A 16,148-nucleotide genomic window follows, 5' to 3' on the forward strand; every position below is an offset into this window, starting at 1 on the left:
TCCTTAAAATTCTTCGTCTATGGCGAGAGCGGCATCTAAAAATTCAGCTTGGGCTTGTTGTTCTCTTGTACTGAGCAAGCTTTGTTTTAATTCTCTGAGTGTGCGTTGAGGCTGTTCCAGTATTTGTGAAATTAACTGGATCAACTGATCCTTCATGGTCGTGATGCCAGCTTCATCTAGCAGCTGATTGTTATATTCGATCACCAGTTCGAGGGCGTCACCCTTGACCAGCATAATATTCAGATCTGCTCGGCTAGTGGTGGCCGTTTCGAGGATCTTGTTAAAGCGCAATCCATCTAATTGGTAATGTGAGTAACTTTCATATTCCATCACATTTAGGATGATGCGATAAAAATCGCCAATCGTTCCTTCTATTAGATCAAGCTCTTCTAGTACTTGCTCAACGGGATAGAGCTGGTGTTGCATTATGTTGTGCAATTGAGTCTTTGTGTTATTAAGCAAGTCAGCGAAACTGAGCTCGGGGGTTAGCGCTTGTCTCAATAAAAAGGTGTTTAAGTAAAATCCGACTTGTGACTGTAACTGTGGCAATTGGCGATCTGCGATGGGTGTGGCATAAATAATCTCATCAGTGGCACAATAATGACTGAGTAGTACACTGGTTACCGAAGCAAAGAAGGTGTAGAGACTGATACTATTATGTCGGCAGTAGTCTTGCATTGCACTGGCTAGAGCTTCATCTAGGATGCTCCGGTACCAATGTCCGCTATACCGTTCAGTGTTGCTGGCATTAGGTAATAACATGGGGCGATTGACCCCTGCCAGTTGTGTTTGCCAGAAGGCTTTATCGTTCAGTGCTTGAGCTGTGTTAAGCACCTTGTTGTGCCAAGCTGCATAATCTTTATATTGAATGACTAAAGGCTGAAGAGTCGGTGCTTGTTGCCGGCGATAGCAAGTATAGAGTTCGGATAATTCTTTTAAAATAATGCTGTTTGACCAGCCATCACAAATAATATGATGGGCATTAAACATTAATACTTGGGCTGGTTTTTCAGTGCTTAGTTTAACTACAGTGATCTGAAATAGAGCATCGGTTTCTAAGTTAAAATGATGTTGTGCTAACTCCAAATACAGTTGGTTAAGTGCAGGGGAGTTAATGGTGATTGCTGCGGGTTCGAGCAAGGTTAATGGCAGTTCGATAGCTGAATGTATGTGTTGTTTAGGTTCACCTTGGGTAAAAATAAAATTAGTACGTAACGATTCATGTCGACAGATCAACTGAGAAAAGGCTTGTTTGAAGGATGGGATGCAGAGTTCACCTTCAAGTAAAAATGCGGCATGGACATTATAGGCAACACTTTGTTCTTTGACCTGAGAGACTAACCACAACCTTTTTTGTGCACTCGATAAGGCATAGAACGCTTGCGGCTTTATGGGTGAAATCTCAATCAATGATTGCTCATTGGTCGTCAGCCATAAATCGAGGGCGGCGATATTTGGGTGTGCAAATATTTCATTGATGGATACTGGAGTTGAAAACTTCTGTGATAGCGCAGCACTAATGAGCATGGCTTTGAGGCTATGCCCCCCGAGCGCAAAGAAGTCATCGGTTAAGCCCATCGATGGTATTTGTAAATGTTGTTGCCAAACATCAAAAATGACTTGCTGAGATGCGGATAATTTATCTGTTGTAGTCGTGATGCTGATGGGTGTTTTCTCGTGGCTGTTAAGCAGTTTGTTTATGTCGAGTTTACCGTTGGCATTCGTTGGAAAATGCACGACTTCAAGATAATGGCTGGGACATGTATAGGCGGGTAAATGCTCGGACATGAACTTTCTGAGATCTGTCACTGTCACAGGTTCACTGCTTTGGTAGTAGGCAACTAATTCATTACCACTCTTATTTTGTTTGTTGATCACTGCCGCGCGTTGTACTTTGGGGTGTTGCTCAAGTACATTGATGACCTCTCCAAGCTCTACCCTGTATCCCCTGATTTTTACCTGATCATCAAAGCGGCCATGAATGTGTACCTCATGATTAATAATAACGCCGCAATCCCCTGTTTTATAGACACGTTTGTCTGGTGAGAGGGGCAGAGTGATAAATTTAGCTTGCTCAAGAACATCATGGTTTAAGTAACCCTGAGCTAGGCAATCTCCTTCAATACAAATTTCACCATGTTCACCATCGGCTACCACAGTATTGTTGTGATCGAGTATATAAACCTTACAGTTAGCTATGGGCTGACCAATACTCATGTTGTGACGGTATTGCTCAAACGTTGCGGCATTAAACTCACGTGTGATACAACCGATAGTGGCTTCTGTCGGACCATAATGATTAACAAACACGGTTTCTTTGAAGCATTGCAAGTAATTGGCGACATCATCAGCTCTGAGCTTTTCACCGCCGAGTATCATTAATCGAAGTGTTAACCCTAGTGCGGGGGTGAAGTCATGGTGATTGACCAAGACTTGAAACAATGAAGGGGTCATTTTGATAAAAGTCAGGTGTTGCTGCGCAATATAATGCAGTACGAAGCGAATATCCTGCCGAGCCCCCTTATCGAGTAGATGCAAAGAGGCGCCAGACAGTAAGCAACCCCACATAGAGGTATAGCCTAAGTCAAAAGCATATGAAGACAGTAAAACACTACTATCCATATGGTTTATGGCGTATTTTCCAGTAAGCCAGCGACAATAGTTCATCAGTGAGCTATGCCTTATTTTAACGCCCTTGGGTCGGCCAGTGGTACCTGAGGTATAAATAATATAGGCCAACGTATCAGCTGTTATTGCCGTTACAAGTGGCTGCTGACTGAATACGGCGTAATCTACTCGGTTTAGATCGCAGCGTGAATAAAAGTCTTGCTGATAGATATGGGATTCAGTGAGTAGCACTTTAGCCGCGCTATCTTTAATGATGTAATTAACCTTTTCCCTTGGAGCATCAGGATCAATGGGGATATAACAGCAACCGAGTTTTAATACCGCAATTAACGCTGAGATCAGAAAATCACCTGACTCAACTTGAACGGCAATGCGCTCTTTGGGGCAAATATTATATTGCTCTTTAAGCATATGGGCCAATTGGTTGCTTTTCTGGTCTAGCTGCTTATAGCTGATTGTCTTATCTTGATATTTTACCGCAACATGGTTGGGGTAAAGTTTTGCTACAGCATTGAAACGCTCAATTAAGTGAGCGCTTTCAGACCAATCAAGCTGCTGTTCAGCTTCGAGTTCAGCAGGAATATCTACGGGGATTGGCAGAATATGCTCAAGTTTTTGCTTGGGTGATTGTAATACGTTGTCCAGTAACAACAGGGTTAAGTCTCCCCAACTGGCAATGGTCGCTAAATTAAACAGATTTTGATTGTAATGAAAATTAATACTCAGTTGTTGTTGCTGTACGATAACCTCAAAGGAAAAGTCATAAACACTCCCTTTTTGAGCTAATGTTTGTGGGATAAATTCAAGCTCAGGGATGGCCAGCACTCGATCGTCTGCTTGTTCAAACACAAAACTGACATCAAATAATGGATTACGGCTTCTATCACGGCGCATGCCTGATTGTTCAAAGTGTTGTGCAACTAGCTGATCAAAAGGATATTCTTGATGGGCATACACTCCTAGACAATTTTCTTTGACACTGTGTACTAAATCTTCAAAGGTATGGTGGTTGTCGAGGTGATGTTTGTACACCACGGTATTGGTCAGCATACCCACTATGTGATTAAAGCCTTTGGGTTGACGCAATGCTACCGGAGCACCAATGATAGTTTCATTATTGCCCGTAAGTCTGCTGATCAGTAGGTGGCAACCGCTCAGCAGTAACATATATAGAGACACATTTAATTGTTTAGCCAGCGCGGTTAATTGCGCCGTTTTTGCTGGTGATAAAGAAAATGAGTGGGTATGACCGTTGAAGGTTTGCTGTGTGGGTCGTTGATGATCCAGTGGTAACTGTGTGGTCTGTTGATAATTGGCAAAGTTATTTTGCCAATACTGTCGGTCTAACTGGAATTTAGTTGAGGTCAAGTAGTCCGTTTCCCAGTTGACAAAATCTTCAAACTGACTTGGAGACGCTAGCGTCTTATCGCCATTGTTGCTGTAAGCACTGATAAACTCTTGAAATAGAATGTTAGCGGAATAACCATCGGCAGCAATGTGGTGGATATCCAGCATAAAGACATGTTCATTGGGCGCTAGGTTGACTAGTTTAGCCCTTAGCATGGCGTCATTTTTTAGATCAAAAGGCCTGAAAAAATTGGCACTAGACTGAGCTAAGGTTTCTGCTGTTGCCTGTTCAAGGTGGGGGGGAGTTCAGGGTGAACCACGCGGATAAACTCACCCTCTAACAGCTCAAAGGTTGTCCTGAGACTCTGATGACGCTGAGATAATAATGTTAACGCCTGTTGTGCCCTGTTAGCATCAATGGGGCCATTAATTTTTGCAATATACGATAGGTGATAAGCTTGCTCTGCTCCTTCAAGGCTATTGAGTGTAAACAGACGTTTTTGTGCAGAGCTCATTAAAGAGTGCTGCTGACTGGATTTACGCAGCGACTCCTTCGGGGGTAAGGGCGAAGTTGTGGTGGTAAAGGTAAATCCACCCTGTCTAAGTTCGTTAATACTATCGATGACGGCAGTGATAATATTGTCGATATCTACTCGAGTGTGGCAAGTGGACATAAAACAGATCCGACGCTCCCAGGTGTAAATGCCTTTGGTCATCATCAGGTAAAAGAATAGATCCATTTCAATGGGTTGCAACGCCAGAGCATAGCGCCCAAAAGATTCAAAGCGGAATATGGGGCCACAGCACTTGACTTCAATTGGCACTTGGTTTGCAGCAAAATAATCATTAAGTCGAGTCACCAGTGACAATGTAAGGGCATTAGTTTGCTGGTATAAAAGCGCTCCCTTAGTTTTTATTTCTAATAGTACTGATTTTGCAGCTGCCAGTGCCATTGGATGATTTGCAAAAGTTCCTGCGATAAAAGTCGCGGTAGTTTGAGGAATTGAATCGTCCTGATACTGCCAGAGCCCCCCATCGATCACATCCATAAAGCGTCGTTTTCCGGCGACAATACCTATGGGTAAGCCGCCGCCAATGATTTTTCCGTAGGTGACTAAGTCGGCTTGAATATCAAAAAATGCCTGGGCGCCACCGGATTGAAGTCTAAACCCAGTAATTATCTCATCGAAAATAAGCACGGTATCCGATGCTGTAGTTAGGGCTCTGAGCTGTGCTAGAAACGTCTTGGGTTGCAGCGCTGGATTGCGACTCTGTACCGGCTCGACCAAAACGGCAGCGAGTTCGGTTCCCAACTGCTCAATGATTTCCAGTGCTTTGGGATCCCCATAAGTGAGAACTATCGTATCCTGCACTGAGCCCAGAGTTATTCCTGGGGTGGTTGGATAGCTGCCTTGTTCATCATTTTCTGCCAGAATGGCATCATAAATACCGTGATAGGAACCAGAAAATTTGACTATCTTAGTCCGACCAGTCTGGGTTCTGGCGATACGCAGTGCTAGCATTACAGCTTCTGACCCAGTGTTACAATAGGATACGCGGTCAACACCGGTTATTTCTTTGAGCAGCTGGGTGACTTCGCCTAATAATGATGAATGCGGGCTCAATACAAAGCCTTTGTCCATTTGCTGTTTGACCGCATCGATAACAAATTGTGGTTTGTGACCAAAGAAATGGACACCATAACCGATGGCCAAATCAATATACTTGTTATTATCAATATCCCATAAATAGGCTCCCTTGGCTTCATTTGACACAAGGGGATAAAGAATTTCTTTGAGTGTTTTACGAAAATTAAGACTTGTCAGATAATGAGCAAAATCACCTTTGTGAGTCTGACTAAAGGCCTTGGACTTTGCGGTTTTGATGCAATATGCGCTAATTAACTGGTTAACGAAGGCTTGCTGTGTATCTGAGAGGTTATCCTCACTAAATTTAGTTAACCTGAAATTGGTTTCAGGATAAGCCGTCCTTGGTGACGGCGATATTGCTTTGGATGGCTCTGAATTTGTAATGTTATCCTTGCCGAGATAATTCAGTTGCGCTTGGCATATCGCCTGTACGGTTTGAAGCTGCTGGCCCAATAAATTCGCAATGTCATCATTTGAGGTGACTGGATTCGATAATGAGACTTGCTGTGGTTCATCTGGTTGCGGTTGTTGATTCTTAAATGGTTCTGGTTGCAGGGTGATCCGTTCAGACAAATAGTGGTGCAGCTTTTCTCCACTGCTGCATTGGTCATAAAAATAGGCCAAAGGAATGTCAATGCTAAACTCTTCAAAAACCTCATTTTTTAATCTGGCTAGCATGAGGGAGTCTAGTCCTAAATTGAGAAAGTTCAGATATTGTTTTTGCTGGTCGAGTTTGATGCCTGAAATACCTTCAATCAATCGAGCTAGAGAATTTATGATCCCCACAGAAGGTAATGATATCGGTTTCAGAGGTTGGGTATTTTCCCGTGACGTTATAGGTTGCGTCGAGGTGCTCTCTAGGACATCGGCATGTATCGGGAACGTTGTTTTCTCAAATCCATAATAGGGAAGATCAATAATTTTGCCTAATGGATGAGACACCATGGCCTTCCAGTTCACAGGATAATGATGGACATATAAATCAGCTAAAGTCTGATAAAAAGTATCCAGTGATGGCTTAAGCGCTCCCCGTTGGCTGGCAAGATTAAGCAAGTCTGAGTGTGATTTTAAGGTTTTCGCGGCGAAAGCAGATAGCGTTGCAGTGCCTCCTATTTCGACAAAAGCATGACAGCCATGTTTGGATAGGGTGTCGAGTCCGGCACTAAAAGTGATGGTATCGCAAATATGAGTGAGCCAATAATCTTTATGAGTGATTTCACTGTGTTTACCCGGAGTCGTCAGAAAGCCAGTCAAATCACTGACGATCGGTAATTTCGGAGGATGCAGTGTCACTTCATCGAGAATGTGACTAAAAGGCTCTAGTACGGATTGCATTAAGGGTGAATGGAAGGCGTGAGAGACCTTCAATTCTCGATAAGGGAGCCCCAAGTCTATCATTGCCTCAATGATAAGATTGATCTCTGCGATACTGCCACTCAAAGTTACATCAACAGGGCTATTAATTGCTGCAATCGCAACGCTATTACCTTGTTTTGTGACTAGGTCCTGAATAATCGAAATTGGCGCGGCAACAGCGACCATGGCGCCCTGGAGTTTGACCTTGCTCATTAATAGCGCCCGATTAGCGACTAAATGAACTGCGTCTGTGAGGGTTAATACCCCAGCAGCTAAGGCTGCGGTATATTGTCCTATGCTGTGTCCTAATACGAACTGGGGTTTAATGCCGAAATCTTCGAATAATTTTATCAGGGCATAACCTATAGAAAAAATGATAGGTTGTGCATATAAAGTATTATCAATTAATTCAGATCCGTCTTGATATAATACGTCTTCAATAGACTTATTGAGGTAAGGGGAAAATAACTGGGCACATTCAGCTAAGGCTATATTGAAAACCGAAAAATGTTGATGAAGCGCTTTCGCCATATTGAAGTATTGCGATCCTTGTCCTGTAAAAATAAAAGCGATATTTCCTGGGTTTTCTGTTGGCACAGAGTGGTAAGTGTCATGGATTAATTGCGCTAAAAGTGATGCTTTATCCCTACCTACTACCGCCAAGCGGTAGGGGTAATCTTGCTGGTTACGCTGGCTGACCGTCGTAATGTCCTTAGCGCTATGCTGGCTATGGTTTAAAAAATCGATATATTGATTTTTACAATGATGTAAACTCGTTAGAGTTTTGGCTGTTAGTATCAATATTCCGGCTTTATCATCTTCAATATCAATCGCTTCAGATATAGGATTGTTTTGTAGAATAAGATGTGAGTTGGTACCCGACAGACCAAAAGAGCTGATACCACAAGTTATTTTTTGGGTATTGTCCAGAGTGTGGTGCTCACTTAATGGCTTAAGGGGGATTTTGTCCCAGGGCACCAGCCGATTATATTGGTTTAGATGTAAGTTTTTCGGAACAATGCCGTGCTCCATAGACAAAATAAGTTTAATTACTCCAGCGATACCCGCAACCGCTTCCAAGTGGCCAATATTGGATTTTATAGATCCTACGGGCAAGGGATTGTTAGCGGCACGCTGTTCAAAAATGTTGCTTAAGGCATTAAGCTCCTGAGGATCGCCGAGCTTAGTGCCAGTTCCATGGGCCTCAAGATAGTGAATATCATGAATACCCACCTTTGCTTGAGCCATGGCATCACAGATAACTTGCTGTTGTGCTAATCCATTAGGTACTGTCAGACCACTGCTTTTTCCGTCGTGATTGACTGAAGATCCAGCAATAATCGCGCGAATAGAATCGCCATCTCGCTGTGCATCCGATAGACGTTTAAGCACTAGCATTGCGCAACCTTCACCACGGCCGTAACCATTGGCACTGTCATCGAAAACTTTACATTTTCCATCATCAGAAAGTGCATTAACCCTACTAAGGCTAATATAACCTTGTGGCGTTAGTATTAAATTGACGCCACCAACCAGTGCCTGATCAGCTTTCCCTGTTAGTAAGCTGGTACAGGCAAGATCAACAGCCACTAAAGATGAGGAGCAAGCTGTATCTAAGGTAAGGCAGGGGCCCGTTAATCCATAATAATAAGAAATACGACCTGAAGCGATACTGGCGATGTTGCCGGTTAAGCTATGTTCTTTTAACGTTGAACTGCGATTTTGTTCGAAGGACTGATGAGCAAAATCACTGTTTGCCATAGCAATGTAAACTGCAGTTTTTGAACCATTAAGGCTTTCATTTCTAATACCAGCATTATCAATGGCATGCTGACTAACGGTGAGCAGTAAACGTTGCTGAGGGTCCATTACTTTGGCCTCAACGGGTGTGATACCGAAAAAACTGGCATCAAACTCATTAACCTGATCAAGAAAATAACCTTTTTGGGTTTTTATACTTCCAGGGGTATTTGCTTGATCATAATATGATTTATTGCACCAGCGGTCGCTGGGTATCTCTGAACAAAGGTCTTTACCTTCATAGAGATTATTATAAAAAGTTTCGTTTGATTGCTGACTTCCTGGGAATTGACCTGCAAAACCGATAATTGCAATGGCCTCTTTTTCTTGGCGGATTGATTTGGTATCTGGAAGTTGCAAGCTTTCGGGTGGCTTCGTTTGAGCTTTGACTTGTTCTAATAGAAAGTTTTCGAGTTGTGTGAAGGTTGGGTAATCGAAGAAGCTTGATACAGGTATCTCGATGGCTAATGTCTCTTGCAGTACGGCATGAAACTCAACCACTTTTAGCGAATCAACACCATGATCTGCTAATTTATCATGATAATTTGTTACCTGATAACCGAGTAATTTTGTTAGTGTTGTGTGTAAATAATAGTGGAGTGTTTCGTCACTCATTGGTGGCAATTGTGTATTTGACTGGGTTTGTTGCAGTTGTTTTATCTCATTAAGTATGGGCTGATAATCACCATTAATGAAATTTTGCTGAAGTTGGAAGCGCTGAACCTTGCCACTAGTGGTTTTTGGTATGTCGTTAATGGGTACCAAGGCATGAATACTCAGGCCCATACTGGTTTGTAGATAACGTCTAAGCTTGTCGGCTACGTTTGTAAACTCATCAAGATTTTGTTTATAACGTATAAATATAACCAGTTGTTCTATATTGTTTTTATTTAAGCAAACGCTGCAGGCAACAATATTACGCAATTGTATTTCAGGTATGCGAGCACACATTTGCTCAATGTCATGGGCATAAATATTTTGGCCATTGATAATAATCAAATCTTTGGCGCGACCCGTGATGGTTAGCTGCTGGTTGTTGATAAAGCCTAAATCACCAGTGTTAAGCCAGCCATCTGGGTGTAGTACTCTGCGTGTTTCCTCCTGGTTATGAAAATAGCCGGAGGTAACATTTGCTCCTTTTATGTGGATTAACCCTATGTGGTTGTCAGGTATATCCTTGCCAGTAGCATCGGCAATTTTGATCGCGCATTCATCAATCGCAGTGCCTACCTCAATAAAGGTAATGGCATCAGGGTTATCAGGCATCACATGAACAATTTCTTGTTGAAAATTAAGCTTAGTGCGATCAAGGTAGTGCGCTTTTATTGGGGCGCCTGGTTTCGGGACCGAGACTGCAACACTGGCTTCTGCAAGCCCGTATACTGGATACATGCTATTGTGAGCTAATCCATAAGGGGCCATAGTGGCAAGAAATTGCTCAGCTAAGGTGAGAGAAATAGGTTCGGCACCATTAAGTATGATCCTGACACTTGATAGATCCCAGTCCGGTTGACGCTTTTTCATTGACAGTAATAGTACGTTTAAACCGTAATTAGGAGTAAATAATATAGTGCCTTGATGCTGTGATGTTTTATCCAGCCATAATAAAGGTCTTCTGATAAATGTGCGGGTATCAATCAGCACTTGTTTGATGGCCAGTAAGGTCGCGGTTAAATGAACCGCAATCAGTCCCATGTCATGGGTTAATGGCATCCAGCTGATCATGACATCGTTGATTGTTATCTCTGAACAGTTTGCAAGAGCTTTGATATTGGCTACCAAATTCTTGTGGGTTAATACCACACCTTTAGGTTGACCAGTAGAGCCTGAGGAGAATTGAATAAAAGCGGTATCATCGGGGTTGACATCGCAGATAAGGCTAGCAAGATTTTTATCGGAATTCGAAGGTAGCAAAGACAGATCAAGTGCTTTATCTCTTATTTTAGCAAAGTCGCTTTGTGAGCCTGTACGCTGAGAATATTTTTCAAGATTTTCCAATAATATGGGAGAGTCAAAACATAAGGTGGGATTATTAAGAAGTGCCCATACGGAAAACACTTTTTTTAAACTGTCATCTTTGGTGCCAACAGAAATTGGCACAGGGATTATCCCCCCCAGAATGCACGCCCAAAAGGTTGTCGTAAAATGTTGAAGGCCTTCTAACTGGAAAACTAACTGATCCCCTTTTCGTAAACCTAGATGATTAAGGTGTGATAATAATTGCAATGACTGGCTATAGAGTTGTCGGTAATCAGAAGTGACTTCATCATTACTATTGTTGCAGTATATTAATTGCTGTTTGCTACTCTTATGGGCAAGCAGGGTATCGACTAAAGTCGTAATTTTATTAAGTGAGGCCTTACCGTTCTTGTTAGTCAAGATTAATATCCTATATTATTTAACTGAGCTGATAACTGATAGATAAAGGGTCATGATTCACATAGATTACAATTTAAATATTTCAATTTTAATTTTTGATAATTTAGAGACCTAGAACCTCAGGGCGAGTGCATGAACGTTTTTCAACCTAAATGCGTGCAAATAACAATCATACCAAGTTCAGTCAATAACCAATTTCATGGCTGTAATATGAAGTATTGGACATACATGCCACCTTGTATAAAAAACACCCTCTCATGCGGTAGTCCTGCCTAGAACCTTTATCATCTGGCCCTCAGCAGAATGAAAACCCACATCGTCATACCTCAAATAGGGGTTGAATTCTGCAGAAACATGCTCTTCGAGCACATGTAAGGCAACACCTTCATATCCTATTATTAAATGCTGTATAAATACGTCCTCCCTCCGTATGAAACGCAGCTTAATATATAAGCAAAGAGTGACAATTATCTTGAAAAACACCGAACGTGCTGATGGTGAGATCTAATGCTTAGATCTCAAGGATAACCGACACACTTTGGTATAGATAAGAGAGTCAGTTGCTTATAAGCTTCAGGTTCTCACACAATCCACCAAGGTACCCAATGGGCAACCAGTATAAGCAACTGACAATCAAAGAAAGATACCAGATTGAAGCGTTTTGTACACTCGGGTTTTCAGCAAGGAAAATGGCCACTGAGCTTGGACGCAGTAATAAAACGATTTCTCGAGAGTTAGCACTATGTCCTGACGATAAATATTGTGCCGAGATGTCTCATCAACAAGTCCATTTGAGACGCCGAGATGCGGCCAAATACCATAAATGTTCCGCTATCCTAAAAGAGGTTATCCGGCCTTTACTTGTACTTGGATTAAGCCCCGAGCAGATAGCTGGACGGATGAACATTGAAACTGTGTCTAACTATCTGTCTTGTAATACAATTTACACGCTTGTGAAAAGAGAGCAATGGCAGCACTTACTGGCGAGAAAAGTTAAATCTTGCAAAAAACGTAAATTAGTTGAAGGTGGGTGCAATCTTATAACTGGGCCGTTGAAAGCAAGGCCGTTTCTATTCGCGTGGCTTGCGCCAGTTTTGCAATTAGCACGACTTTCTATCGCTATGTTCGTAAGCTAGATGTGGAAAACGCAAAAATTGCGGATTCGCTGATTCAACTCACTGAAACCAATCGAAACTGGGGCTTTGGCTTCTGCTTTTTGCATCTGCGAAATGTAAAGAAAAAGCGCTGGAATCATAAACGCGTCTACAGGATTTACTGCGATTTAGAGTTAAATCTACGGACTAAGCCTAAAAAGCGCTTAGAACGCGAAACACCAGAGCCATTAGCAGTACCGGCAGCAAAAAATGAAACGTGGTCGATGGATTTTATGCACGATCAATTAGCCGATGGCCGCAGCATTCGCTTATTCAATGTGATCGATGATTTTAATCGGGAAGGATTAGGCATTGAAGTCGATTTCTCTTTGCCAGCAGAACGCGTAATATGCAGCTTGAATCAAATCATTGAATGGCGCGGCAAGCCAAAACGAATCAGGTCCGATAATGGCCCTGAATATATTAGTCACCTATTAAAAAATTGGGCAGAGCAACAATCGATTGAATTGGCCTATATTCAGCCCGGTAACCCGCAGCAAAATGCATACATCGAGCGTTATAATCGAACTGTGCGTTATGAATGGCTAACTTGCGATGATTTTGAAAGCCTTGCTGAAGTACAAGAAACTGCGACACAATGGCTTTGGACATACAATAACGAACGCTCGCATATGGGATTGGGCGGCATCACCCCGAAACAAAAACTGGCATTACATGCCTAGCCTCTACTTTTAAGTGAGCTTAAAAATGGGGGGATTACCCGAGTACTTACTGTGGTAAAAGCTAAAATATTTACTATACCAAAACCTAGAATAGCGCCAAAGCTTCGTGTATTTTGCTTTCCTTTTGCTGGCGGCTCGTTCACCACTTATATTCCTTGGGTTCATTGCCTTAATGACGACGTAGAATTGGTATTAATTACTCTCCCTGGGCGAGCCTCTAGAGTGAGCGAACCTTCACATGAACAGATGGAGTCAATTATAAGTGAATTACTGGGGCAGAAATCTATCTTTGCTCATGTCCCATATATTTTCTTTGGACATAGCCTAGGTAGTCGAGTTGCTTTTGAATTAGCAGTGAATCTACAATCTTTAGGTATCACAGCGCCACAGTATTTTATCGCTTCAGGCAGTAGAGCCCCTCATTTAGAGTCCCGCCGTGAAAGTATTCACCACCTCCCTAAAGCAGAGTTTCTTCAAAAATTAGGCGAGCTCAATGGCACGCCTAAAGAAGTGTTATCTAATAGTGAATTGATTGATTTTTTTATTCCTGCTCTTCGTGCTGACTTTAAAGTCGCCCACGATTATAGGGCAAAAAAAATACCGATAGTAAGCCCTATTCTGGTATTGGGTGGGGAGGATGATATTGATGTTACGCACCTTGAACTTCTAGCGTGGACGGAACTTTCTCAACGTGGAACCCAGATAATACTTATACCAGGAGGTCATTTTTTTATTAATGAACATCAAAGTGCAGTGATAGCGCAAGTTGATTTTGTGGTAAATCTTGTTTTGACTTGTAATGAAATACAGCATATTGATAAATGTGAACTTAGCCAATAGAAAGGCATCAATATGGGTAACTATTATTAATAGCACTTTACTTCCCTTCATTAAAGAGCAGCCTATGTCTATCAGTAACGTTACTGATAAGGCATTTTGTCACGGTGTGATAAATAGTTTCATTTCTAATGAATGCTGCTGGCTTATTGAAAATCCTGAGATTTTGATATTTTCGTGTGATTTTGACAAAAAGCATTTTCTAAAAGAACTCTTCAAAGAGTTGTCGATCTACTTTCCTTGTGAGCTGGCTCAGGCCGTCAAAAAAAGACAAGCTGAATTTTTAGCTGGAAGATATGCTGCTAAGCAAGCCATGGTAATCCCCCCACAAAACCAGCTCATTTTTAAGTAGAATTTTCTCGTAGTCTTTGAGGAGCTCTACATGAAAGCAGCACGTTATTCTGACAGCCAGATTATGGCGATTTTAAAGCAAGCGGAAGCCGGTTCAACCGTCCCCGATCTGTGCCGCGAGCACGGCATGAGTTCTGCCTCTTTCTACAAATGGCGCGCTAAGTTTGGCGGCATGGACGTTTCCATGATGACGCGGATGAAAGAGCTGGAGGACGAAAATAAGCGCCTTAAAAAGATGTATATCGAAGCCCAGATGCAAGCGGATATCATCAAGGAGGCCATGTCAAAAAAGTGGTGAAGCCATCTCAGCGCCGCGAGATGGCTCACTGGGCCGTTGAAAGCAAGGCCGTTTCTATTCGCGTGGCTTGCGCCAGTTTTGCAATTAGCACGACTTGCTATCGCTATATTCGTAAGTTGGATGCAGAAAACGCAAAAATTGCGGAATCGCTGATTCAGCTCACAGAAACGAATCGAAGCTGGGGCTTTGGCCTCTGCTTTTTGCATCTGCGCAACGTCAGGAAAAAGCACTGGAATCATAAACGCGTCTACAGAATTTACTGCGATTTAGAGTTAAATCTGCGGATTAAGCCTAAAAAGCGCTTAGAACGCGAAACGCCAGCGCCATTAGCAGTGCCAGCGGCAAAAAATGAAACATGGTCGATGGATTTTATGCACGGTCAATTAGCCGATGGCCGCAGCATTCGCTTATTTAATGTGATTGATGATTTTAATCGGGAAGGATTGGGCATTGAAGTCGATTTCTCTTTGCCAGCAGAGCGCGTCATACGCAGCCTGAATCAAATTATTGAATGGCGCGGCAAGCCAAAACGAATCAGGTCCGATAATGGCCCTGAATATATTAGTCACCTATTAAAAAATTGGGCAGAGCAACAATCGATTGAATTGGCCTATATTCAGCCCGGTAACCCGTAGCAAAATGCATATATTGAGCGTTATAATCGGACTGTGCGTTATGAATGGCTGGCCTGCGATGACTTTGAAAGTCTTGCTGAAGTACAAGAAACCGCAACGCAATGGCTTTGGACTTACAATAACGAGCGTCCGCACATGGGATTGGGCGGCATCACCCCGAAACAAAAACTGGCATTACATGCCTAGCCTCTACTTTTAAGTGAGCTTAAAAATGGGGGGATTACCATTTGTCTCGAATTTAGTGCATTAATCTTTCACCCAGTCTCACCGGCTGTAAAAACTTACCAACATAATTGATTCAAAAATTGAAATAATCAATTGCACTGCTTGAGTATTCTTCAGAATTTTGATTGGCAGCATACTGCATTCACTCTTTCCACAGCGAGCAGAGCCCACACCACTTGGAGGAATACATTATGAGCCGCCTAGCTATCCCAACTATCGAACAATCTCCTGTTGCTTCTTTGCCTTTGCTAGATGCAGTCAAACATCAACTAGGCGTCGTGCCAAATTTAATGAAATTAGTCGGCAACAGCCCTGCCGCTTTAGAAGGCTACCTAAGCCTGAATGGTGCTTTGGGCAAAGGCAGCTTAGGCACAAAAACCGGTGAGCGAATTGCCTTGGCGATCGCTGAAATTAACCGCTGCGATTATTGCTTATCGGCGCATACTTATTTGGCCAGCAATGTGGCTAAACTCGACACCGCCGAGATTGCGGCCAATCGTCGCGGCCAATCAATGGATCTGAAAGCAGATGCAGCAGTTCGTTTTGCTGCCAGTGTGGCCCTAGAGCGTGGTCATGTATCTACTGAGGCAGTCAATGCAGTGAAAGCTGCAGGGTTTAACGATGCCGAAATCATTGAAATCGTCTTGCATGTGTCACTCAATACATTGACCAACTATGTGAACTCAGTAGCACAAACAGAAATTGATTTTCCGGTTGTAACGGCTTACGCGAAGGTTTAATGTTCGAAATGAAAAAGCCACTAGGATCTGGTGGTTTTTTCAGGCGTGGGCAATTGATGAGATGTT

General features: G+C 42.6%; 6 protein-coding genes and 3 pseudogenes. 6 read left to right on the forward strand and 3 right to left on the reverse strand.

Annotated features, from left to right (window positions below; translation table 11 throughout):
* Positions 1 to 3: 3 nt before the first annotated feature.
* From C1H71_RS21580 to C1H71_RS15675, 3 genes and pseudogenes are all read right to left on the reverse strand, one after another.
* Positions 4 to 1,737 (reverse strand): condensation domain-containing protein, encoded by a 1,734-nt coding sequence (locus C1H71_RS21580; protein ID WP_262488464.1) that lies wholly within the window; start codon positions 1,735 to 1,737, stop codon positions 4 to 6.
* Positions 1,720 to 4,221 (reverse strand): annotated as a pseudogene (locus tag C1H71_RS21585) (non-ribosomal peptide synthetase); the annotation flags it as partial. The pseudogene C1H71_RS21585 and the gene C1H71_RS21580, both read right to left, overlap by 18 nt.
* Before the next feature lie 20 nt (positions 4,222 to 4,241).
* Complete coding sequence (locus C1H71_RS15675) at positions 4,242 to 11,159, reverse strand: type I polyketide synthase (protein WP_130107386.1); 6,918 nt, start codon at positions 11,157 to 11,159, stop codon at positions 4,242 to 4,244.
* 605 nt (positions 11,160 to 11,764) lie between these two features.
* Here C1H71_RS15675 and C1H71_RS22015 point away from each other — a divergent pair.
* The 6 genes and pseudogenes from C1H71_RS22015 to C1H71_RS15705 all read left to right on the forward strand — a co-directional run bounded on the left by C1H71_RS22015 (position 11,765) and on the right by C1H71_RS15705 (position 16,082).
* The gene (locus C1H71_RS22015; RefSeq protein WP_130107387.1) at positions 11,765 to 12,295 is read left to right on the forward strand and encodes a helix-turn-helix domain-containing protein; all 531 of its coding nucleotides are present in this window, start codon (positions 11,765 to 11,767) and stop codon (positions 12,293 to 12,295) included.
* Positions 12,208 to 12,996, forward strand: a pseudogene (locus tag C1H71_RS15685) (IS3 family transposase); the annotation flags it as partial. The gene C1H71_RS22015 and the pseudogene C1H71_RS15685, both read left to right, overlap by 88 nt.
* Positions 12,997 to 13,047: 51 nt before the next feature.
* Positions 13,048 to 13,836: a thioesterase II family protein gene (locus C1H71_RS15690; RefSeq protein WP_130107388.1), complete on the forward strand. Its 789-nt coding sequence runs from the start codon at positions 13,048 to 13,050 to the stop codon at positions 13,834 to 13,836.
* A gap of 64 nt (positions 13,837 to 13,900) precedes the next feature.
* Positions 13,901 to 14,185 (forward strand): hypothetical protein, encoded by a 285-nt coding sequence (locus C1H71_RS15695; protein ID WP_130107389.1) that lies wholly within the window; start codon positions 13,901 to 13,903, stop codon positions 14,183 to 14,185.
* A gap of 30 nt (positions 14,186 to 14,215) precedes the next feature.
* Positions 14,216 to 15,303 (forward strand): annotated as a pseudogene (locus C1H71_RS15700) (IS3 family transposase).
* A 230-nt stretch (positions 15,304 to 15,533) separates the two neighbouring features.
* The gene (locus tag C1H71_RS15705; RefSeq protein WP_130107390.1) at positions 15,534 to 16,082 is read left to right on the forward strand and encodes a carboxymuconolactone decarboxylase family protein; all 549 of its coding nucleotides are present in this window, start codon (positions 15,534 to 15,536) and stop codon (positions 16,080 to 16,082) included.
* Positions 16,083 to 16,148: the final 66 nt, after the last annotated feature.

Origin of the sequence: Iodobacter fluviatilis (assembly GCF_004194535.1) — a bacterium.
GTDB classification, from domain to species: domain Bacteria; phylum Pseudomonadota; class Gammaproteobacteria; order Burkholderiales; family Chitinibacteraceae; genus Iodobacter; species Iodobacter fluviatilis_A.